Raw genomic sequence first — 22019 nt, forward strand, 5'->3', positions numbered from 1 at the left:
CTGGTGAGTGGGGGTGGCGGCGCCGAGGGCGTTCGTCACCCCTTCTCGTTGGCCCGGCCCTGGGGCATCGGCGCGTTGTGGTGGTTCGGTGCCGGTGCGCCCAGCTGTTCTTCTCCTGTGTGGCCGTCGGGCCTTCGCGGGCCCGGGCCGGTGTCCTGGAATCTGCTGTGGTCGCCGGGGCCGTCGCGACGGCTGCCGGGGCGCGGGTCGTAGCCGGGGCCTGCCGGTCCGGTTCCCTGGGGTGCGCTGCTGTCGCCCCCGTCCGTGTCGCCGTCCCCGGTGTCCGCGGTGCCCGTGTCGTCTGCGGAGGGGTTCTCGCTTGGTGCGAGGCTCTCGTCTGGGCTTTCTTCGCTGGGTTCGGGCGAAGCGCTGTCCTCGTCGGGCTCGGACGGGGGTGGGGACGATTCCTCGTCGGGTGATTCGGGCATGGGTTCCGGTTCGTTGGCGCCGGGTTCCAGTTCCAGGTCGAACTCGGTGATCTCCGTGCCTTCCAGTGCCATTCCGGTGAACTGTCCCCAGATGCGTGCGGGTGCCCCGCCGCCGTTGATCCGGGGGAGGCCGAGCGCCCCGTACAGGGGTTTTTGCGCACCGGTTTCCGGGTCCTGGCCCATGACGGCGACGACGGTGGCGAGCTGGGGGGTGTAGCCGGCGAACCAGGCGGCCTTGTCCTCTTCGGCGGTTCCGGTCTTGCCTGCCGCCGGGCGTCCCGCGGACTGGGCGGCGGTGCCGGTGCCGTCGTCGACGACGCTCTGGAGGATGGAGGTGGTGGTGTCGGCGGCCTCTCGGCTGACGGCCTGTCGGGTGTTCGTCGGGGGGAGTCGTACGGCCGTGCCGTCTTTGGTGATCTTGCTGACGAGGGCATAGGTGCCGTGACGGCCGTGGTTGGCGAGGGTGGCGTACGCCTCGGCCATGTCGAGCACACTGGCGGTCGCGGGTCCCAGGGCGATGGAGGGGCTGGCGGTCAGGTCCGGGGTGGTGGCCGGGATGCCCAGGTCGATCGCGGTCTGGCGGACCCTGGTGGGGCCCACGTCGACTGCCATCTGGGCGTACACGGAGTTCACGGAACGGTCGGTGGCCTCGCGGACGGTGATGGGTCCGTAGGAGACGCCGTCCTCGTTCTCGGGGGCGTAGCGGCCTCCGCTCCAGCCGCGGACGGGTCGTCGGTCGGTGCCGTCGTAGATGGTTTCGGGGGTGATGCGGCGGCCGTTCTGGGTTCGTGAGTCGTTCTCCACCGCGGAGGTGAAGACGAAGGGCTTGAACGTGGAGCCGACCTGGTAGTCGCGGCGGGTCGCGTTGTTGACGTACTGGCGGGTGTAGTCGATGCCGCCGTACAGGGCGACGACCCTGCCGGATTCGGGGTCGATGGCCGCACCGCCGACGCGTACGTTGCGGTCGGCCTTGCGGTCCTGGTCGAGTCGGGATGTCACCTGGTCGTCGACCGCTTCGACGAACGCGTCCTGCTTGGCGCGTTGGAGGGTGGTGGTGAGGCGGTAGCCGCCGGCGGCCAAAGTGTTCTCGTCGATGATGTCGTGGCTGGTCACGTACTCCTCGACGGCTTGGACGACATAGCCGCGCTGTCCGGAGAGCCCGATGGCGGGCTTGGCCTCCTGCGGTGCGGGGAAGGTCATCGCCGCCCGTTCGCCCTCGCTGAGCCAGCCTTCCTTGACCATGCCGTCGAGGGTGTAGTTCCAGCGGCCGAGGGCTGCGCTCCGGTTCTCGGGGTGGGTGGTGACGTCGTAGGCGCTGGGCGCGTTCAGGAGCGAGGCGAGGTAGGCGCCTTCGGCGGTGTCGATGTCCTCGATGTCCTTGCCGTAGTACGCCTGGGCCGCGGCCTGGATTCCATAGGCGTTGCGTCCGAAGTAGCTGGTGTTGAGGTATCCCTGGAGGATTTCGGTCTTGCTCTGCTCACGGCTGAGCTTGATCGAGATGAAGAATTCCTTCCATTTCCGGGAGAGGGTCTGCTCCTGGCCGAGGTAGTAGTTCTTCACGTACTGCTGGGTGATGGTGGAGCCGGATTGTTTGCCCTTTCCGGTGAGGGTGTTCCAGGCGGCGCGGACCATGGCTTTGGGGTCGACGGCCCGTTCGGAGTAGAAGTTGCGGTCTTCTGCGGCCAGGACGGCGCGTTGCACCGTCAGGGGGACCTGGGCGAGTTGGACGTTCTCCCGGTTGACTTCGCCGTCCCGGGCGATCTGGGTGCCGTCCGCGTAGAGGTACACGTTGGACTGGGCGGTCGCGGTGGCGTTGGCGGGCGGGATGTCGACGAGCAGGTATCCGGCCGCGAATCCGCCGATCAGGAGGAGTGCGATCAGCAGGATCGCGCCGATGACGGCCCGCCAGGTGGGTACGAGACGCCGCCAGCCGGTGCGTCGGGGCCGGTTCCCGCGCGGTTGCGGCTGCCCGGGTGCCGAGACGGTCTCGTCCCGGGGGGTCCAACCCTGCTGGGGCTCCTGACTCATATGCCCATAGTGCACTTTCAGTCGGATATCTCCCGGACCGTCGTCATTATTGCGTCGCGGTGGTCGGCCCGATTGGGCTACGGTCTTGCGCTTTGGTGTCGTGCGCTGAGGCCGTACGGAAGAGGGGTGAGGGCGTGCGACTCTACGGGGTCGTTCTGGTCGGTTGGTTTCGGCGATATGCGACCTATCGCATGGCGACGGCCGCGGGGGTGTTCACCAATACCGTCTTCGGATTCATCATGGCGTACGCCTACATCGCCCTGTGGGACGAGCGTCCCCAGTTGGGCGGGTACGACGTGTCGCAGGCGGTGACCTATGTCTGGTTGGGGCAGGCCCTCCTGGCGGCGGGTGCCCTGATGGGCGGCGGGTTCGAGGTTGAGCTGATCGAGCGCATCCGTACGGGTGACATCGCCATCGATCTGTACCGGCCCGCCGACCTCCAGCTGTGGTGGTTGGCGTGCGACCTCGGTCGGGGGCTGTTCCAGCTGGTGGGTCGGGGTGTCGTTCCGATGGCGATCGGCGCTCTGGCGTTCGATCTGGCGCTTCCCGGTTCGGTGTTGACCTGGGTGGCGTTCTCGGGGTGCGTGGCCCTGGCTCTGGTGGTCAGTTTCGCCCTTCGGTTCCTGGTGGCGCTGTCGGCTTTCTGGCTGCTTGACGGGGCGGGCGTGGCCCAGCTCAGTTGGCTCGCGGGCATGTTCTTCTCCGGGATGCTGCTGCCGCTGACCCTCTTTCCCGGGGTGTTGGGCGAACTGGCGCGCGCATTGCCCTGGTCGGCGCTGTTGCAGGTGCCGGCCGATGTGTTCCTCGGCCAGCGCACCGGTTGGGGCGTGGTGGAGGCGTACGCGTTCCAGGCGGGTTGGGCGTTGGCCCTGCTGGCGCTCGGGCGGTTGGTGCAGACGGCGGCGACGCGCAGGGTGGTGGTGCAGGGTGGTTGAGTCCTCGCGGACGTCGGTCGTCCTCGGCCCGGAGGACGAGGACGTACGGGCGCCCCTGGTGCCCTTGGATCCGTGGGAGCGACGGGGACGGTGGGCTGGTGCGGTCGATGGGCTGCGCGCCTACTGGTTGATCGTGGCGATGTGGGTGCGTTCGACGATGGCGTACCGGGCGTCCTTCGTGATGACGGTGATCACCAGCTTCGCGATCACCGGCTTTGACTTCCTCGCCATCCTGCTGATGTTCGTGCACATCGATTCCCTCGGCGGCTACCGGTTGCCGGAGATCGCCTTCCTCTACGGTGCCGCGGCGACGTCCTTCGGTCTGTCTGACCTGTTCATGGGGTCGACCGAGCGCCTCGGGCGGCGGGTGCGGGACGGCACGCTGGACACGTTGCTGGTGCGGCCCGCGCCCGTGCTCGCGCAGGTGGCGGCCGACCGGTTCGCGCTGCGCAGGATCGGTCGGATCACCCAGGGGTTGGTGGTCCTCGGCTACGGCCTGGCGTCGGTGGAGGTGGACTGGTCCCCGTTGAAGGTGCTGATGGTTCCGATGATGGTGCTCAGCGGGGCGGTGATCTTCTCCGCCGTGTTCGTCGCCGGTGCGGCCTTCCAGTTCTGGGCGCAGGACGCGTCCGAAGTACAGAACGCCGTCACGTACGGCGGCAACACCGTCCTCCAGTACCCGCCGACGGTCTTCGGTAAGGACCTGGTGCGCGGGGTGACCTTCGTGGTGCCGCTCGCCTTCGTCAACTGGTTGCCCGCTCTGGCGGTGCTGGAGCGGCCGTATCCGCTCGATGTGCCGCACTGGATGGCCTATCTGCCGCCGCTGGTCGCGGCCATCTGCTGCTGGCTCGCCCTGTTGGCGTGGCGGGCCGGCCTTCGTTCGTACCGCAGTACAGGGAGCTGATGCCGAGCATGGACGCTTTGATCGAGTTGGACGGGGTGGAGAAGGTCTTCGACACCTTCCGCCGTGCCGGTCTGCTGCGCAGGGAGAAGAAGCAGGTGCGCGCGGTGGACGGGATCAGCTTCACGGTGGCCCGGGGGGAGATGGTGGGCTACATCGGACCCAATGGTGCGGGGAAGTCGACGACGATCAAGATGCTGACCGGGATCCTCACCCCGAGCGGTGGGCGGCTGCGGGTGGCGGGCATCGACCCGGCGCGGGAGCGCACCCGCTTGGCCCGACGGATCGGGGTGGTGTTCGGGCAGCGGACGACGCTGTGGTGGGACCTTCCGCTGAAGGACTCCTACCGGTTGATGCACCGGATGTATCGGATCGAGGACCAGCGGTTCAAGGAGAACATGGACCGCTGTGTGGAGCTGCTGGACCTGGGGGAGTTGCTGGACGTTCCGGTGCGGCAGCTGTCGCTCGGGCAGCGGATGCGCGGTGACATCGCGGCGGCGCTGCTGCACGATCCGGAGGTGCTGTACCTCGACGAGCCGACGATCGGGCTCGATGTGGTCTCCAAGGCGAAGGTCCGGGACTTCCTGCGGGATCTCAATGCCGAGCGCGGTACGACGGTGCTGCTGACCACCCATGACCTCACCGACATCGAGCAGCTGTGCCGACGGGTGATGGTGATCGATCATGGGCGGCTGATGTACGACGGGGCTCTCGCGGGTCTGCACGAGGTGGGTGAGAGCGAACGGACGCTGGTGGTCGATCTGGAGCGGGAGTTGCCCCCGGTGGTGATCGAGTCGGCCCGTACGGTGCGGGTGGAGGGGCCCCGGCAGTGGTTGGCGTTTCCGGCTGCCCAGTCGGCGGCACCGTTGGTGGCCGCGCTCGCCGACCGGTATCCGGTGGTGGACCTGTCGATCCGCGAGCCGGACATCGAGGCCGTGATCGCCAAGATGTACTCGGAACGTACGGTGCGTTGACCGGGGCCGGGACCCCGTCGCACGGGCGCGGTTCGCTCGGAGGCCGTACGGGGCCTGGCCTCTAAACTGGTGCATATGAGTGAACTCCCTGAGATGCGGGCCTCGGACAGTGAGCGCGAGCGGGTCGCCGAGCGGTTGCGTGAGGCGGTCGCGGAAGGGCGTCTCACGATGGAGGAGTTCGAGGAGCGTCTGGACGCGGCCTATCGGGCGCGTACCCATGGCAAGTTGGAGCCGTTGGTCAGCGATCTGCCATCTGTGTCAGGCGCGGTGGTGGCCCCGGTAGCGTCGTCGGGTGCCCTGTCCTGGTCCGAGCGGATTGGCGGTACGGTCGACCCGTCGAGGTTCGCGTTCGCGCTCTGGGGCGGGTTCGGGCGGCGCGGGGCGTGGACGGTGCCGCGGCTGTTCACCACCTTCACCTTGATGGGGGGCGGTGAGCTCGATCTGCGCGAAGCGCATTTCGAGGACCGCGATGTCGTGATCCGCTGCTTCGCGATCATGGGCGGGGTCAGTGTCGTCGTGCCGCCGGACCTCAATGTCGAGGTCAACGGCTTCGGCTTCATGGGTGGTTTTGGTGAGCACGGCGGTGATCAGGCTCCCGATCCCTCGGCGCCGCGGGTGCGGATCACCGGGTTCGCGCTGATGGGCGGGGTCGGTGTGGAGCGGAAGCGGACGAAGGCCGAGAAACAGCGGCTGAAGGCGGAGCGCGCCGCCGAGCGCGAGCGGCTGGAGCAGGGCGGCGACGAGGACCGCCCCCGCAAGGAGCTGGGCTGAGGTTCCGTCGTCACCGGTGGTGGGGCGGTGTCGTTGTTCGGCCGGTGGGTCGCGGGAACTCAGGATGCGCTCCGGGAGTACCTCAGGTAGGGACAATGCGTACCGGGTACGCGCGGACGGGTGGAGCGGATGAACAGCACAGATCGGGAAGAACCGGAGCCGGATCCGGCTTCGGCGTCGGAGGGGGCGGCTCACTCGCCCGGGGCGGGTGAGAGCTCCGGCCGGCGGGGGCGCGACGGGGGCGACCCGGCGCAGTCCGGTCCGGGCCCATCTGCGGACTCCGGTCCTGGTTCTGGTTCCGGTCAAGAATCCGTGGCGGTTCCCGGTCGGCCGGGTGAGCCCCGGGCAGCCGAGGGTTCCGCTTCGGACGCCGATCGGGGTACGGGCGGTGAACCGCGGCCTGGTCCTCTGGGAGCGTCTGGCCCTTCGGCGCCATCCGGGCCCTCTGAACCGTCCGGGCCCTCTGAACCGTCTGGGACTTCAGGGTCGACAGCGACAGCGGCGCCACCTACCGCGAACAAGGCCACCGGGGGTGCGCCGCGTCGAAGCGGTCTGCCCTCCTTCGCGTACACCGAGGCCGACGAGGAGAAGCAGCGCGGAGTGCGGCGGATGAAGCTGACCGCCACCGGTCTGCTGGTCCTCGTCGCCGTCGTCTTCGCGCTCGCCACCTGGGCGAAGAACTCGGGCGCCGGCCCCTGGGCGGGCTATGTCGCAGCCGCCGCGGAGGCCGGCATGGTCGGTGCGCTCGCCGACTGGTTCGCGGTCACGGCGCTCTTCCGTCATCCCCTGGGCATCCCCATTCCGCACACGGCGATCATCCCGAACAAGAAGGACCAGCTCGGGGCCTCGCTCGGCTCCTTCGTCGGGGAGAACTTCCTCTCGGAGGACGTGGTGCGCACCCGGCTGCGGGCCGTCGGTATCGGCGCCAGGCTCGGTGCCTGGCTCGCCGAGCCCGCCCACGCGGACCGGGTGACGGCCGAGGTCTCCACCGCCCTGCGCGGCGCGCTGACGGTCCTTCGCGACTCCGATGTACAGGCGGTGGTCGGCGAGGCCATCACCAGGCGAGCCAACAGCGTCGAGGTCGCCCCCGGCGTCGGCAAGACCCTGGAGAAGGTCGTCGCCGACGGTGCCCATCACCGTGCGGTGGACCTGATCTGCGCCCGCGCCCATGACTGGCTGGTTACCCACTCGGACTCGGTGATGGACGCGGTGGAGGGCGGGGCCCCCGGTTGGACACCGCGCTTCGTCGACCGCAAGGTGGGCGAGCGGGTCTACCGGGAGTTGCTGCGCTTTGTGACCGAGATGCGTGACATGCCGGGCCATCCGGCCCGTGGTGCGATCGACCGTTTCCTGACGGACTTCGCCTCGGACCTCCAGTCGGACACGGACACCCGCGCCCGCGTGGAGCGGATGAAGTCGGATCTGCTCGCCCGCTCCGAGGTGCAGGACGTGATCGCCTCCGCGTGGTCCTCCGTACGCGCCATGATCATCTCGGCTGCGGAGGACGACCGCAGCGAGTTGCGGCTGAGGGCACGGGCCTCGCTGCTCTCACTGGGCGCCCGGCTGGCGACGGACGAGCGGCTCCAGCGCAAGGTGGACGGATGGGTCGAGGACGCCGCGGTGTACGTGGTGACGACCTACCGCGGCGAGATCACCTCGTTGATCTCCGACACCGTCGCCGGTTGGGACGCCGAGCACACCTCCCGGAAGATCGAGGCCCACATCGGCCGGGACCTCCAGTTCATCCGCATCAACGGCACGGTGGTGGGCGCCCTGGCCGGGCTGGTGATCTATTCGGTCGCGCACGCACTGGGCGGCTGAGGGCCGCCGCGTGCGTGACCGAAGTTCGTCGGTCGTCCCGACATCGATCACGCACCCGGCTACCAGGGGAGGTGCCTCGGAGTACGCAAGGGCGCCCGGCCGTGTTCAGCGCCGGCGCCCGGCCCCCCGAACCAGCCGCTGCGTTGAGCGCTGATGGCGGGCATTCCGAAAGAGCCGCTGCCCATCGCCCGGCCGCGGTGTGAGGACCCGCCCGCCACCGCTCGATCGCGGTCGCCTCGGAGCGCAGGGCTACTGCGCGCCGTGACACTCCCGGTACGCCACGGTCGAGCCGCACCAGCAGGAGGCGCCCTTCGCGGGCGGCCAGGCCACCGCGCGCCCCCGGGCGGCCAGCGTCGTCGCGTACTGCGGCAGCAGGTCCGCATGGGCCGGCGACGACTGTTCGGATGCGGCGAACGCCTCGTACGAGGGGACCGTGCCCGTCACGATGCCGAGATTGCCTGTGCCCGTCGACGCCAAGTCGCGCAGCGACGCCTCGATGCCCGTCAGATGGTCCGCGTGCGTCGGATACTCCACCGTCAGGACCGGGTAGCCCGTCAGCAGCTCCCGCAACTCCGCCTCTGGCCAGTGCAGCACCGCCACCGGGAAGGGCCGCGAGAGCGCCGACCGGAAGGAGCCGAGCTCCGAGCGGAGTCGGGCGATCTCGGCGCGCAGCTCGGCGGGGTTCTCCGAGCCCAGGGACCACAGGCGTTTGGGATCGTGGAGCTCGTCGAGGGAGATGGGCGCCTGGGCCGTGTGCACCCGGTCCGCGAGCAGGTCCCATGCGTCATGGGGGCGACCCAGCAGCCGGCGCACTCGATGACGGCCGTTGAGCAGGGCCTGCATCTCGTACGGCACCTCCTCCTCGTCCGGGGTGAGGAGCAGGGTCAGAGCTGTGGTGAAGCAGTCGTGCGACGCTTCGAGTTCATCGTGGGTCTCCAGCGTCTCCGCCACGATCTCCCACGGTGCCGGATCGGTGGGAGCGGCGGCGCGGATGCCCGCGATCAGGGCCCGGGCCTCGGCCTCGTGCCCGTACTCCCACAGGTTCGCCGCCTGGAACGCCTTCACCAGCAGGGGGTGCTCGGTCCCGGACGCCAGGAGGCTGTCGTAGAGGGTGGAGGCACGTTCGCGGTCCCCGGCCAGTTCCAAATGGGCTGCGGCATGGAGGAGGAGCGGTTCGTTGTCCTGCGGGTACTGCGTCGCGGTACGCAGCAGGCGCTCGGCTTCGGCAGTGTGATCGGCGGGCGTGTCGGGGCGCATGCTGAACACCGTACTGCCGTACGGGGGTGGGGAGGAGTGGCGTAGGGCACTCCCCCGAGGAGGTGCACGGGTGTTGACTTCAGTGCTATCACCCCCGTCCCATACGTTGCAGGGGACACCATTCCCGGCGGGCCGGGCGGATGGGCCCACCTCCTTACACACCGGGCGGAGGCCACGGTGTGCACTCCGAACGCGGAACCACCGCGTCCACACCGGCTCTCCGTGGTGAACTGCCTCACCGTTCGCGGCACCAACGATGACCTCGGCGAAGGCGACGGCAGTCGGGCAACCTGCCCGCCCTCATCGGGGTCCTGTATAACGGGCAGTACGACGAGCAGCGGAGGAGGCAGGTGTGAACGGTGTCATCCGTCGTTCCGCACGCCAACTCCAGCCCGCGGTACTGGCCCTCCTGTTCGTCCTGGAGTTCTTGATCGCGGACGGCAGCAGCCTCTCCGCCGCCGTCGCCCTGGCCGCGACCGCCACCGCAGCGGCCGGCTCGGCTCTCGTCGTGTGCGCCGTCATCAGCGCACGTTGCGCCCCGGTCGTCCCCCGTACTCGGGTGCGGACGGCCCTGCGCGATCGAGAGCAGCGGACCGCCTTCCTGCCGCAGCGTGATCCCGACGCCAAGGGGCGCACCAGGCCCCGGGCCCCGGGGTACGCCCTCCCGACGGCCGCGTAGCAGCTCCACGGTTCCTCTCTTTCTCCCTACGCGGTTCGTCCTGCCGACAGTCATCACTTCCGGCACGACGAGACCCCTCGGAGGGCTCCCCCATGTCCGTTTTCGCCAGTTTGGTCGAGCGCTTGGCCGACCTGCTGCAACCGTTGTTCCACACCTCGGCCACGGCCGCCGCGATCATCCTCTTCACGGCTCTGGTGCGGCTCGCGGTCCATCCCCTGTCCCGCGCCGCCGCCCGTGGCCAGCAGGCCAAGGTCAAACTCGCCCCGCGCATCGCCGAACTGCGCACCCGGCACGCGAAGAACCCGGAGCGGCTGCAAGAGGCCCTGACCAAGCTGTACGCGCAGGAGGGGACCTCTCCACTGGCGGGCTGCCTGCCCAGCCTGCTCCAACTGCCCGCGTTCTTCCTGATGTACTACCTGTTCTCCAGCTCCCACATCGGCGGCGAACCCAATGGGCTGCTGAGTCACACGCTGCTGGCCGCACCGCTCGCCGACCGCTGGAGCGACGCCCTGGGGCAGGGCGGTCCCTGGGGGGACGCCGGGCTGGTCTATCTCGTCCTCTTCGCGATCGTCACCGCGGTCTCCGTGTTCAACTACCGCCGCACCAAGCAGCAGTTGGCGGCGGCCCCCGCGCAACAGGACGTGCTGCCCGGGATGGGCGCCATGACCTCGGTGCTGCCCCTGCTGTCCTTCGCGACGCTGATCACGGTGGCGGTGGTGCCGTTGGCCGCCGCGCTGTACGTCGTCACCTCCACCCTGTGGTCGGCGGTGGAACGCGCCGTGCTCTACCGGGACGCCCCGGTGGCGGGCGCCGTGAACTCCGTCCTGTGAGGCGGGCACCGGGCGGGTCCCCGGCGACCTGTGCTGTGAACGGACGGATGCGCCCGGTTGCTCGCCCGTGATCGTTCAGGGTCGTCGCCGGGTCGCGGTACGGTCTCGCCATGTCCCCATCAGCTGCGATCGGCCCTGTCCGGCACCCCGTCACCGCGGACGATCTCGACCGTGCGGTTCAGCTAGCGGTGGCCGTCCTTCGTGAGGCGCCCCCGCTGGCGTGGGGCGGCAGGGCCGGTTCACTGGAATGGGACTGCTGGGAGACCGTCGAGCACCTCAGCGACGACCTCTTCGCGTACGCCGCCCAGATGGGCCCCAGAACACCTCCCTTGGAGGGCGAGGTGCCCTTCGTGTGGGAGAGACGACGGCCCGGTGGCCCGGCGAATGTCGTTCACGCGGACCGTACGGCAGGGCCCGCCGGGCTGCTACAGGTGCTGGAGGCCAGTGGGGCGCTGCTGGTCGCGATGGTGCGCACCGCGTCACCGCAGGTACGCGCCTACCACGTCCACGGCGTCTCGGACGCCGAGGGCTTCGCCGCTATGGGGATCGTGGAGACCCTGGTGCACACGCACGACCTGGCGCAAGGACTCGGGCTGGCCTGGAGCCCACCCGCCGATCTGTGCTCGCGGGTGCTCGACCGGCTGTTCCCGCACGCCCCTGGGGCCACGGATCGGTGGCCCACCCTGTTGTGGGCCACCGGACGCGCCGATCTGCCCGGGCGTCCTCGTCCGACCGCATGGCGCTGGGACAGCACACCCCGAGCGTAGGTCTCGGATCTCTGCCCCGGTGAGTGCGATGCGACGGGGTGTCCGAGCGGACCGCCGCTGATGGCGCTCGGCGACGGCGACGAATGCCCCGTGTCTCTTGCCGACACCAAGACCAGAAGCAACGCTCGTCCGTCAACCGGGCGACCCCCGGCGACGCTAGCTGCGCAGGGTGACGGTGACCCCTTCGCGGGCGGAGTGCGCTGCCGCCTCCAGTACGTCGAGCGTGGCAGCCGCTTCGGTCGCGGTCACCGGGGGAGCGGTGCCGTCCCGCAGGGCGCGGGCGATCGCCGTGTAGTAGGCGGGATAGTCGCCCGGGACCGTCTCCACCGGGGTGCCGCCGCCGGTCAGCGGTGACTCGCCGGCGCCCGTGCGCCCCCAGTGGGCGGTGTCCTCCACTCCCCAGGGGGTTCCGAAGACGGGACGCCTGCCCGCGCGAAGTTCGCCCTCCTGCGGGTCGAGCCCGTACTTCACGAAGCCCGCGGTGCTGCCGAGCACGCGAAAGCGCGGGCCGAGTTGGGCGGCTGTGGCGCTCATGGACAGATGCGAACGGACCCCCGAGGCATGGGTGAGGGCGATGAAGGTGTCGTCGTCGGCCTCGGCGCCCGGTCGACGGACGTCCGTCTCCGCGTACACCTGCGTCGCCGGACCGAAGAGGGTGAGCACCTGGTCGACGAGATGACTGCCGAGGTCGAAGAGGAGACCGCCGATCTCCTGCGGATCCCCGGACTCCCGCCATCCGCCCTTGGGCTGAGGGCGCCAGCGCTCGAACCGGGACTCACAGCGCTGTACGTCTCCGAGGGCGCCGTCCTCGATCAGCTTGCGCAGCGTCAGGAAGTCGGCGTCCCACCTCCGGTTCTGGAAGACCGAGAGCAGTAGGCCGCGTTCGTCGGCGAGGGCGGCGAGCGCCCTGGCCTCGGCCGCCGTGCCGGCGAGCGGCTTGTCGACGACGACCGGGAGTCCTCGACCGAGGGCTTCGGTCGCGAGGGGCACATGGGTCTTGTTGGGGGAGGCGATCACCAGGAGGTCGAGGGTGTCAGGGCGGTCCCACAACTCGTCGGCGCCGGCGGCGAAGCGCACACCGGGGAATTCCGCGGCGGCTCGCTCGCGCCGTTCCGGGTCCGAGGTCACGATCGTGTCCAGGGTCAGGTCCGGTGTGGCCGCGATCAGGGGCGCGTGGAAGAAGGAGCCCGCGACTCCGTAGCCGATCAGTCCGACGCGCAGGGGGCTGGCCGTGGCTGTCATGCCTCCCACTTAAGCAGGGACGGGCCCGTGGTGCGTGGCGGCTGCGACGTGCAAGGCGCCCTTCGCCCGCCGTGGGCGCCGGGGCTGGTCGTCGACCGCCGCTCCACCTACGGACCGGCACGGGCCTGCACGGGCCTGCACGGTGCATTCGCGCTCGCAGGGGGCGGAGACGGTCGGCATCTGGGTCCCAGCGGGTGCACCCTCCTCCCATTGATCAGAAAATACGCTAATAGGGGGGATTTCCGAGCTTCTTCGGACACATCACGGACGTGGCACCCCCACCGCCGCGTCCACCCGTGCCAGCGTCTCGTCCACCCATCCAGCCCCGACCGCCCCATCCAGCCCCATCCAGTCCCGGACGTCCCACCCGACCCCGGGCACCCCGCCACCACCTGCCCGCAGCAGTACGAGCAGCAAAGGCCGCCCCATGCGCACGCGCACTGTCCTCACCAGCGGCGGCGTCGCCGCAGCCGCCATCCTGCTCCCCCTCGGAGCGGTCGAGAGCGCCACCGCCGACTCCGCGTCCGCTGCCCGGCAACCCCGCTGCGGCACACCGTCCGGCAAGGACTTCCCCATCGGAACCCGCATCCACGGCGGCCCGATGGTCCACCACCCGGGCGGCGGTTTCGAACAGTGGTCGGTCGATCTGACCAACAGCACCGCCCGGGCCTGCCGGAACATCCACCCGGTGATCGTCTTCGCCGCGCGGGACCGCGGACTGAACCCCGCCCGACTTATGCTGGAGTTCTACGACGACAGACGAGCCCGGTGGCAGCCCGCACCCCTGGAGTCGACCTCCGAGGACGAGTTGATCGGTGTGCTCGACAGCGACGGGGCCCGCGGTGACCAGGGCGGCTTCACCGTCCCCGCAAAGGCCACCCTGACCGTACGGGTGCGACTCTCGGTGACCACCGACACCCCGCCCAACCAGGTCACGGTCAGAGCCGCCGTCGTCCAGCGCCGCGGCGGCGACGGCGACTGGGTGGGGGAGTCCGACGACTATCGCTTCGCGGTCCTGGACGACCCCGGCGACGGCGCCACGATCACCCGCGAAGAACTCGCCACCACCGGCTCCACCTCGCTGACGCGCCTCGCGGTGGCGCTGGGGACCGTCCTGCTCGGCGGGGCGGTCCTGGCGCTCGTGGCCCGCCGGCTGCGCCCGCGCCGCCGCTGACCCGGCCATGCCCCGATGGCACCGGTTTCGGCCACTGATCGGCGTAGTGGGTCGCTGTCCAAAAGGGCCGCCGCGGCTCGGGCGGACCCCTTCCCCGCGTCCCCCGCCGCAGCCCAGGACCGTTGTGCCGCCGAGTCGGCGACCATGGCCCGGGGTCGCCCCGCCGACCGTGCTGGGTCAAGATCAGGACTTCCTGACTAGGCTATTGGTGTCGGGGTGACACAGAGCCGTGCCTCCGGCACCAGTACCCGCGTAGTTCGCGTATTTCCGTACGCCGCAGCACGGCAGGAGCCCCGTTGATGGCAGAGCGCAAGCCGATTGAATCCTGGCTGACCGACATGGACGGTGTCCTGATCCACGAGGGTGTGCCGATCCCGGGCGCGGACGCCTTCATCAGGAAGCTGAGGGAGACCGAGCGGCCCTTCCTCGTCCTCACCAACAACTCCATCTACACCGCCCGTGACCTGCACGCCCGCCTCGCCCGCATGGGCCTCGACGTTCCCGTGCAGAACATCTGGACCTCCGCGCTCGCCACCGCCCGGTTCCTGGACGATCAGCGACCCGGTGGCACCGCGTACGTCATCGGAGAGGCCGGCCTCACCACCGCACTCCACGACATCGGCTATGTGCTCACCGACCACGACCCCGATTACGTGGTGCTCGGCGAGACCCGCACCTACAGCTTCGAAGCCCTCACCAAGGCGATCCGTCTGATCAACGGCGGGGCGCGGTTCATCTGCACCAACCCGGACGAGACCGGACCGTCCACCGAGGGCCCGCTGCCCGCCGCGGGATCGGTCGCCGCCCTGATCACCAAGGCCACCGGCAAGGACCCTTACTTCGCCGGCAAGCCCAACCCGCTGATGATGCGCACCGGACTGAACGCGATCGGCGCCCACTCCGAGACCAGCGCCATGATCGGCGACCGGATGGACACCGATGTCCTCGCCGGTCTGGAGGCCGGGATGGAGACCTTCCTGGTGCTGACCGGTGTGACCACCCCGGCGGGCATCGACCGCTACCCGTTCCGTCCGTCCAGCGTCGTCGACTCCATCGCGGATCTCGTCGACCGGATCTGACGCCATCCGGTCGCCACTCGGCCGCCATCCATCCGGTCGCCGAGTGGGCGTCACCCGATGACCCCACTGAGGATGCGTGATCGACCACCACGCGTGAACCTTGCGGTACCAGGAGGTTCACGATGCGTACCAGGTCGATCGCTTTCCGTGCGGCAGGTGCCGCGGGTGCCGCAGGGGTGGTCGCCACCCTGCTGCTGGCTCCCGCGGCAGGCCCTGCCCACGCCGATGACTCCGTGACCGCCACCGTCTCCCCGGCCCGGGTCGAAGCGGGGGACCGGGTGGACATCCGGGTGCACGGCTGTCGAAGCGGTACGGGCCTGGCGACCTCGCGGGCGTTCAGCGGCCCCGCGCAGTTGCGGCGATCGGACTCCGATGACCCGGGGCGAGCCGAGGCACGGGACACCGGAGGCGTCTGGAGACAACCCGACGCGGTGTCCGCGGACCGGGGCGCAGGCCCCGGAGGCACCACGGACGGCGTCCCGGACACCGCGTCCCACGGGCAGACTGACGGTTCGGGCTCCCCCGGCAGCCGTGGTGGCTCCGTGCTCCGTGGCCACACCGTCATCAAGGCGCGACTGGGTCCTGGGAGCCATGTCGTCACCGTCCGCTGCGACGGCCACGACCACCGGGCGGCCGGCACGGTCCACGTCGTCGGGGGAGCAGAGGAGCAGGCGCGGCCCTCACCTGTGGCCCCCGTCCGGGCCGGTGGGGGCGGCACTGCCGTACTGGCCGCCGAAGAGCGCCGACAGCAGGACACGGACGGCCCCGGCACCCCGCACACCATCATCGGACTCGTCCTCGCCGGAGTGGCGGCCGTCGCGGTGGCCGTCCGCAGCTCCCGTCGTCGCCGTCCCGGCTCCGACTGAGATGCCCACCTCCGACCGACCGGCGAGTTCCGGCCGACTGCTGATGGGGGTGGCCTGGGCGGTGCTGCTGCTCGGGCTCTGGCTGTGGGGGCGCGAGGACACCGGCGGTCTCGGTGCCGCATCGGGCCCCACCACCGGTGATGTCGCGGCCGTCGGCCGGCCCCGGGTCGTTCCGCTGCCGCCGGCCCATCCCCCGCTGGAGCCGGCCAGGCCGCAGCGGGTGGAGATCCCCTCGATCGGTGTCGCCGCCCCGATCGTCCCCCGCGGCCTGGATGCGGCTGGGGCGATCGACCCGCCCCCGTACACGAGCGCGCAGACCGTCGGCTGGTACGGGGCCGGTACCCGGCCGGGCGCTCCGGGGGCGTCCCTGCTGGTCGGTCATGTGGACACCCGGACCGCGCCGGCCGTCTTCTACGGTCTCAGCGCGGCCCGTCCCGGCCAGAAGGTGCGGGTCACCAGGGCCGATGGATCGGTGGCCGAGTTCACCATCGACGACGTACAGGTCTTCGGGCGGGACCGGTTCGACGCCCGCAAGGCGTACGGTCAGCGACGGGACGGCCGGGCGGAGTTGCGGCTGATCACCTGTGGCGGCGCCTTCGACCGGGCGACGGACAGCTATCCGGCCAACGTCGTCGTCTCCGCCTATCTCACCGCCGTTCGTCGCGCGGGCTGACGCCTGGCCCGGGCCCAACCGCCGTACGCAGGCGCCACCACGGGTTCGTACGGCCGTCGGTCGCATCCGGTCCCGGTCCGGTCCCGGTCCGGTCGGGCAGAGTCGGGCAAGTCTCGTGGCCCGTTGATCGGTTGTGTCAGGATGGCCGGTACCGGTCTTGTCCAACGGCGGGGAGGCCATGGACGACCGGTGAACCGTGCGGCCGAGGGGGAGTGGAATGTTCGGGAGTCTGGGCCGTCGTGCCGGTGTGCGGCTTGCGGTGGCGGGTGCGGTGCTGCTGGTCGCGGGATGTTCGTCCGACAGCGGCGACGATACGGCGGACGTGACCCAACGCCCCAAGGAGTCCGTACCGTACTGGGTCAATCCGGAGGGGAACGCGGCCCGTCAGGTCGGTGCTTACCGCAAGGAGGGCACGGACAGCAGCAAGAAGTCCGCCGATCTGATCATGAAGATAGCCGGCCAGCCCGTGGCCGAATGGATCGGTCTCGACCGGCCCGAGGAACGGACCGAGGAGCTCACCAAGAAGGCCACCAAGGCCGATAGGGAAGCCCTCCTGGTGCTCTACAACATTCCGCACCGGGACTGCGGACAGTTCTCCAAGGGCGGCGCCGCCGACGGCGACGCCTACCGGGCCTGGGTCGACAAGGTGGCCAAGGGCATCGGGGACCGCAAGGCCACGGTGATCCTGGAACCGGACGCCGTACTCCACCTCGTGGACAGCTGCACCCCGCAAGAGTTCCACGACGAGCGCTACCGCCTACTCAAGGAAGCCGTCCAGCGGCTCAAGCAGCAGCCCGGAACCAAGGTCTATCTCGACGCGGGGAACGCGGCCTGGTCACAGCCCGACGCCCTGCACGAGCCGTTGCGCCGGGCCGGTATCGACCACGCCGACGGCTTCTCCGTGAACGTCTCCAACTTCTATCCCACCGCCGCCAGCAAGGACTTCGGCAAGCGGCTCTCCGCGAAGGTCGGCGGCAAGCCGTTCGTCATCGACACCAGCAGGAACGGCAACGGCCCCTTCACCGGCGGCGACCCCAAGGAGAACTGGTGCAACCCGCCAGGGCGGGCGCTCGGTGACGCACCGACGGTCAAGACCGGCGATCCCCAGGTGGACGCCTATCTGTGGATCAAGCGCCCGGGGGAGTCGGACGGCGACTGCAAGGGCGGGCCGAAGGCGGGCGACTGGTGGGCGGAGTACGCGCTCGGTCTGGCCAGTGGCCGATAGCCGACCGTCGCTGGTCGCGCCCTCGCTGTTTGCGCCGCCGCTGGTCGGCCGCGGTGAGGGAGCCGTCCCCGCGAAGAGCGCACGAAGGGCCCCGGCCGAACCGGCCGGGACCCTTCGTGTCCGCCTTTCCTACGGCACCTCGACCCACACCGCCTCCGACGGCGTCCCCTGGTCGTCGGTGACGAAGAGCATGTACCAGCCGGCCGGGACCAGCGCCCGGTTCGTGGGGACGGTGACCTCGATGCCACCCTCCGTCCGCGTGGTCTTCAGCGCGATCGTGCGCTGGTCGACGTCCGTGACGTGGGTGACCGCGCTCGGCCGCATCAGCTTCGCCGTCTTCAGCGGCTTCTCACTGGTGACCTCGAACGTTCCCGTGCCACCCCGGGCGATCCTCTTCGGCCCCCCGGTCACCTTGGGCCGGGAGTCGGCGAAGAGGTACGCGGGCTTGTAGATCTCGATCCGCTGCTCGAAGACGCCCGGCTTGGTGTTGGCCTTGTCCCCGTACAGCGAGTCCGAACCGAAGATCATCACCCGTCCGTCGGGCAGCAGCACCGAACCGGAGTGGTAGTTGCGGCCCACGTGCGGGTCCGCGACCCGCTTGTAGGTGCCGCTGCTCGGGTCGTAGGTGCGCGCCTGGAGGATGTTGGTGCCGCCGCGCCCGCGGTAGTCCTCGGAGCCGCCGGTGACGAGGACGGTGTCGTCGGGCAGCAGCGAAGCGCTCGGGTAGCGGGTGCCCTTCTCCAGCGTCGCACCGTCCTTGAAGCGCGGCTTGGCCTCCTTGAGGTCGATGAGCCGGGACTTCTCGCTCGACTCCTCGGACTCGCCGATCCCACCGCCACCGATGACCATGAACCGCTGGTCCTGGGCGGGCGGCAGCATCACCGACGCAGAGGTCTCCAACTGGTCGGGGTCGCTCATCCCGGGCACCTTCTGGAAGGCGTCGGTCTCCACGTCCCAGATGCCCGGCTCGCGCCCCTCGTCGGCGAGGCCGTACCCGGAGTTGGAGCCGGTGAAGAACAGCTTGCCGTTGTCCATCAGGAACAGCGCGGGGTACGTGGGGAACTTCCGCAGCTTCTTCGCGTACTCCCACTTCTTGGTCGCCGGGTCGAAGATCTCGTTCTTGCCGGGGACCAGTTCGCCGATGTCGTTCAGCCCGGAGACCGCGAGCACCTTGCCGTCCTCCAGGGTGGCGAGCGTCGGGTACCAGCGGGCCTCGTTCATGGGGTCGACCGGGATGTACTTCTCCGCGACCGGGTCGAACTCGTAGGTGTCCTTGATCCCCTGGAAGTCCTTCTTGTCCAGGGCGAGCTTCTGCGCCATGCCGTACACATTGCGGGCGTCGGCTCCGGTGAGGCCCTGGACCCGGAAGTTCTCCTGGGCACCCGTCTCGAACTTCTTCCCCGCCTTCTCCGCCTCGACGTAGACCCGACCGCGCCCGCTCTCGGTGCGCAGGACCTTGCCCGTCTTGGGGTCGAAGACCTTCTTCGCCTTCTCCACCAGCAGCGAGTCCATCGAGACGAAGGTCTTGCCGCTCTTCTTGGAGGTGAACTTGGTGCCAGCGGGGAGCGTCTTGGGTTCGTCCGGGTCCTCGTTGTGGACGATCATCAGCCCACCGGCCTTGGTGACGTCACCCTGGAGCTTCTCGTACCGCTTGGTTCCCCCCGCCACCAGCAACTTGCCGTCGGGCAGTTGGGTGTGACCCGAGCAGAACAGGTCCTTGGGCGTGGGTATGTGCTTGAAGTCCTCGGTCTTCGGATCCCACAGGACGGTCTCGAACTTCTTGGCGTCGAAGTTCTTCTGGTTGTTTCCGGAGCCCGCGATGATCAGGACCTTGCCGGTGTGCAGCACCGCGGCGTGCACCCCGTTGACCCGGTACTGGGAGGGGATGTCGAGGAAGGACCAGTGGCCCTTGTCCGCCTTGTACTCCGGCTGGTTGATCTCGTAGTCGTGGTACTTCTCCGCACCGAAGCGCCAGAGCGCGGGTCCGTTCATCCCGGCCACCGCGACGACCACCGCCGCACCGATCGCGATGCGACGGGCGCGTCTCTTGCGGTAGTTCGTCACAGCGGGCTGCCTACTCATTTCTTCTGTCCCCCAAGGGCGATCTGCATGGTCTCTTCAGGATTGCCGGAGCCTTCGCCCGGACGGGGGCCGGGGATCTGCGGCGCAGGGCCGTCGGGCGACGGCTGCTTCTGCCCACCCGCATGGCGCCGCCTGCGCTTCTTCTTCGCCTCGTAGATGCCGTGCTGCCAGACGAGGATCGGTGCGGCGGTGATCAGCAGCGCCAGGAGGGCCCAGGTGATCATCGCCGGATGGTCGTGCCCGAGGAAGAAGGAGGAGATCAGGGAGGCGCCGAAGACGAAGATGAAGAAGAGGTGGATGCGGAAGGTGCCGAAGAGGGTGTCGGGGCTGGAGGAGTCGCCCTTGGGGGTCACCACGAAGCTGCTCTTGCGACGTAGTGCGGCGTCCATCAGGGAGCGTGCGTAGATGGGCGCGGACAGCGCGGACATCATCATCCCGGCGAGACCGCCGGAGCCTTCGGGTTCATGGGGGGAGACGTTGTGCCGTCGGTTCCAGATGTAGAGGCCGATCTGGAGCGCTGAGGCGTTGCCGTAGAGCATCATCCAGATCAGCGGGTCGATCTGTACGCCCGATGCGCCCATGCCGAGGAACAGCGCACAGCTGAGCGCCGCGAGTATCCAGTTCAGGGCGGACATCGGATAGAAGATGATCATCATCGTGTAGTTGAAGAGCTTGCCGGCCGGCAGGCTGCCGAAGCCCTTCCAGTACTGCTTGAGGATCGTCTCGTACGTTCCGCGTGACCACCGCAGCTGCTGGGTGAAGAAGTCGGTCCAGGCGGTGGGCCCCTCGCCGACCGCGAGCACGTCGGGTGTGTAGACCGAGCGCCAGAGCTGGCCGGAGACCGGGTTCTTGGCCCGGTGCATCTCAAAGCCGGTCGCCATGTCCTCGGTGATCGAGTCGTACAGGCCGCCGATCTGCTTGATGGCCTTGATGCGCACGGCGTTGGACGTGCCCACGAACATGGGTGCGCCGTAGCGGTTGCCGGCCCGTTGGATCAGGGCGTGGAAGAGGAACTGCTGGGACTCGGCGGCCTTGGTGACGAAGGTGTCGTAGTTGCCGTAGACCTGGGGGCCGATGACGAAGCCCACGTCCGGGTCGCGGAAGTAGCCGAGCATCCGTTCCAGGTAGTTCGGCAGCGGGATGTGATCGGTGTCGACGGAGGCGAAGAAGTCGTAGTCGTCGCCGTGTTCCTGGAGCCAGGCGTTGTAGTTGCCGTGCTTGGTCTTGGCGCGGTGGGGGCCCTTCGCCTGGTTCCACTTGGCGACGCCCTTGCGGGAGAAGTGGTGGACGCCGAGACGCTCGCAGACCTCCTTGACGTCGGGGTCGTCGCCCTCGTCGAGCAGCCAGACGTGCATCAGCCCGCGATGGCGGATGCGTACGGCCGCCTCCAGGGTCTTCGTCACCATCTCCAGCGGCTCTTTGCCGGGCACGAAGGAGGTGAGGAAAGCGACTTTGGTGCCGCTCTCGGGGACGACGGGGACGGGGTCGCGGGCCACGAGCGTCGCATGGGCGTTGGAGAGCACGTTCATCGTCCGGAACAGCTCGATCAGACCGATGGACACGAGCATGACGATGTCGAGAACGAGGAGGAGGTCGTTCTTGAGGTTGGGGTCGCGGTCGGTCCAGTGCGAGGGCTGCATCAGCCAGAGGAACAGCCCGAGGGAGACGAGGGGTGCGGAGCCCAGCAGCAGGGCCGCGCGTATCCGATGGGGCTCCTGGGACAGCAGGGAGCGGTACTGCACGGTGTACGGCTTGGCGGGGTCCGGTTGGGTGAGGGGGCCGGCGAGCCTGCTGTAGTGCTCGTAGTCGTACCGGGGCAGGGCCTTCTTGGGGCGCGGCCGGTGACCGCCGGTGCGCAGGTTGGCGGGCAGGCGGAGCTGGGTCGTTCGAGAAGGGTCTTCGGGCTTCCCGGCGCCGTTGGGCGTCGACGTCATTGGTCATCCCCCCGCACGCAGCAGAGCTGCGTGTGTTCTGGTGTGTCATTGAATTCCGGCCATGGGGCCCCCGACCCATGCGCCTGGACCAATCGATGGTGGGCTGCTGTCAGCACAGACATGAGACAGCCGCCCGCCGGTTGCATCATGCCCGTCACGTGCCGGAGCGGTGTAGGGGACCCCCATCCCGAACCCCACCCACATATCCGCACGAACCCTGCCCTTCAGGTGCCCCAACTGCGCTGATGCGGACGCCTGGTCCTGGGCGTTGACATCGATTCAGCATAGGGTCCATGACCCGAGTCATGATCGCAAGGATCAAATGTACGATCAACCAACCATATGTACGATTT

The 22019-nt window shown here is 69.3% G+C and carries 19 protein-coding genes; 13 read left to right on the forward strand and 6 right to left on the reverse strand.

Going from position 1 to position 22019, the window contains the following annotated elements:
• Window positions 1-35 precede the first annotated feature (35 nt).
• Window positions 36-2456: a transglycosylase domain-containing protein gene (locus ACFXJL_RS08635; protein WP_384690502.1), complete on the reverse strand. Its 2421-nt coding sequence runs from the start codon at window positions 2454-2456 to the stop codon at window positions 36-38.
• A 134-nt stretch (window positions 2457-2590) separates the two neighbouring features.
• On the opposite strand from ACFXJL_RS08635, the gene ACFXJL_RS08640 reads away from it, so the two are divergent.
• The 5 genes from ACFXJL_RS08640 to ACFXJL_RS08660 all read left to right on the forward strand — a co-directional run bounded on the left by ACFXJL_RS08640 (window position 2591) and on the right by ACFXJL_RS08660 (window position 7858).
• Window positions 2591-3391: an ABC-2 family transporter protein gene (locus ACFXJL_RS08640; RefSeq protein ID WP_358877428.1), complete on the forward strand. Its 801-nt coding sequence runs from the start codon at window positions 2591-2593 to the stop codon at window positions 3389-3391.
• A gap of 55 nt (window positions 3392-3446) precedes the next feature.
• Window positions 3447-4295, forward strand: coding sequence for an ABC transporter permease (locus ACFXJL_RS08645; protein ID WP_384691336.1), 849 nt, complete (start codon window positions 3447-3449; stop codon window positions 4293-4295).
• Window positions 4295-5266: an ATP-binding cassette domain-containing protein gene (locus ACFXJL_RS08650; protein WP_358877429.1), complete on the forward strand. Its 972-nt coding sequence runs from the start codon at window positions 4295-4297 to the stop codon at window positions 5264-5266. The genes ACFXJL_RS08645 and ACFXJL_RS08650 overlap by 1 nt, the downstream gene beginning before the upstream one ends.
• A gap of 93 nt (window positions 5267-5359) precedes the next feature.
• Window positions 5360-6037 (forward strand): DUF1707 domain-containing protein, encoded by a 678-nt coding sequence (locus ACFXJL_RS08655; RefSeq protein WP_384691339.1) that lies wholly within the window; start codon window positions 5360-5362, stop codon window positions 6035-6037.
• A 120-nt stretch (window positions 6038-6157) separates the two neighbouring features.
• Window positions 6158-7858 carry a DUF445 family protein gene (locus tag ACFXJL_RS08660; protein ID WP_384690506.1) on the forward strand — a complete coding sequence of 567 codons (1701 nt, stop codon included), beginning with the start codon at window positions 6158-6160 and terminating at the stop codon, window positions 7856-7858.
• Window positions 7859-8107: 249 nt separating this feature from the next.
• Here the strand turns inward: ACFXJL_RS08660 and ACFXJL_RS08665 are convergent, their stop codons facing one another.
• On the reverse strand, window positions 8108-9115 hold the full coding sequence (locus ACFXJL_RS08665; protein ID WP_384631983.1) for a hypothetical protein: 1008 nt from the start codon (window positions 9113-9115) through the stop codon (window positions 8108-8110).
• Window positions 9116-9467: 352 nt separating this feature from the next.
• Here ACFXJL_RS08665 and ACFXJL_RS08670 point away from each other — a divergent pair, with 352 nt between their 5' ends.
• The 3 genes from ACFXJL_RS08670 (at window position 9468) to ACFXJL_RS08680 (ending at window position 11391) form a co-directional block, all read left to right on the forward strand.
• On the forward strand, window positions 9468-9794 hold the full coding sequence (locus ACFXJL_RS08670; RefSeq protein ID WP_358877433.1) for a DUF6412 domain-containing protein: 327 nt from the start codon (window positions 9468-9470) through the stop codon (window positions 9792-9794).
• Window positions 9795-9886: 92 nt separating this feature from the next.
• Window positions 9887-10624 (forward strand): YidC/Oxa1 family membrane protein insertase, encoded by a 738-nt coding sequence (locus ACFXJL_RS08675; protein ID WP_358877434.1) that lies wholly within the window; start codon window positions 9887-9889, stop codon window positions 10622-10624.
• Between the two features lie 110 nt (window positions 10625-10734).
• Window positions 10735-11391 carry a hypothetical protein gene (locus tag ACFXJL_RS08680; RefSeq protein WP_384690511.1) on the forward strand — a complete coding sequence of 219 codons (657 nt, stop codon included), beginning with the start codon at window positions 10735-10737 and terminating at the stop codon, window positions 11389-11391.
• 156 nt (window positions 11392-11547) lie between these two features.
• On the opposite strand, the gene ACFXJL_RS08685 is transcribed toward ACFXJL_RS08680, so the two are convergent.
• Both ACFXJL_RS08685 and ACFXJL_RS08690 read right to left on the reverse strand, forming a co-directional pair.
• Window positions 11548-12633, reverse strand: coding sequence for a Gfo/Idh/MocA family oxidoreductase (locus tag ACFXJL_RS08685; protein ID WP_384690514.1), 1086 nt, complete (start codon window positions 12631-12633; stop codon window positions 11548-11550).
• Window positions 12634-12894: 261 nt separating this feature from the next.
• Window positions 12895-13062, reverse strand: coding sequence for a hypothetical protein (locus tag ACFXJL_RS08690; protein ID WP_384690516.1), 168 nt, complete (start codon window positions 13060-13062; stop codon window positions 12895-12897).
• On the opposite strand from ACFXJL_RS08690, the gene ACFXJL_RS08695 reads away from it, so the two are divergent.
• The 5 genes from ACFXJL_RS08695 (at window position 13061) to ACFXJL_RS08715 (ending at window position 17650) form a co-directional block, all read left to right on the forward strand.
• Window positions 13061-13807, forward strand: a complete 747-nt coding sequence (locus tag ACFXJL_RS08695) for a hypothetical protein (RefSeq protein ID WP_384690519.1) — start codon at window positions 13061-13063, stop codon at window positions 13805-13807. The two genes, ACFXJL_RS08690 and ACFXJL_RS08695, sit on opposite strands and share 2 nt — an antisense overlap.
• A 299-nt stretch (window positions 13808-14106) precedes the next feature.
• Window positions 14107-14886: an HAD-IIA family hydrolase gene (locus ACFXJL_RS08700; protein WP_329019457.1), complete on the forward strand. Its 780-nt coding sequence runs from the start codon at window positions 14107-14109 to the stop codon at window positions 14884-14886.
• 122 nt (window positions 14887-15008) lie between these two features.
• A complete protein-coding gene (locus ACFXJL_RS08705) occupies window positions 15009-15752 on the forward strand; it encodes a hypothetical protein (protein WP_384690523.1) in 744 nt (247 codons plus the stop codon).
• 1 nt (window position 15753) lies between these two features.
• Complete coding sequence (locus tag ACFXJL_RS08710; RefSeq protein WP_358877439.1) at window positions 15754-16425, forward strand: class F sortase; 672 nt, start codon at window positions 15754-15756, stop codon at window positions 16423-16425.
• Window positions 16426-16642: 217 nt separating this feature from the next.
• Entirely contained in the window at window positions 16643-17650 is a 1008-nt protein-coding gene (locus ACFXJL_RS08715; protein ID WP_384632002.1) for a glycoside hydrolase family 6 protein, read from the forward strand.
• 129 nt (window positions 17651-17779) lie between these two features.
• Here the strand turns inward: ACFXJL_RS08715 and ACFXJL_RS08720 are convergent, their stop codons facing one another.
• Window positions 17780-19732, reverse strand: coding sequence for a galactose oxidase-like domain-containing protein (locus ACFXJL_RS08720; protein WP_358877441.1), 1953 nt, complete (start codon window positions 19730-19732; stop codon window positions 17780-17782).
• Window positions 19729-21666 carry a glycosyltransferase family 2 protein gene (locus ACFXJL_RS08725; protein WP_358877442.1) on the reverse strand — a complete coding sequence of 646 codons (1938 nt, stop codon included), beginning with the start codon at window positions 21664-21666 and terminating at the stop codon, window positions 19729-19731. The genes ACFXJL_RS08720 and ACFXJL_RS08725 overlap by 4 nt, the downstream gene beginning before the upstream one ends.
• Window positions 21667-22019: the final 353 nt, after the last annotated feature.

The organism is Streptomyces sp. NPDC059256 (assembly GCF_042753785.1).
Classification (GTDB): domain Bacteria; phylum Actinomycetota; class Actinomycetes; order Streptomycetales; family Streptomycetaceae; genus Streptomyces.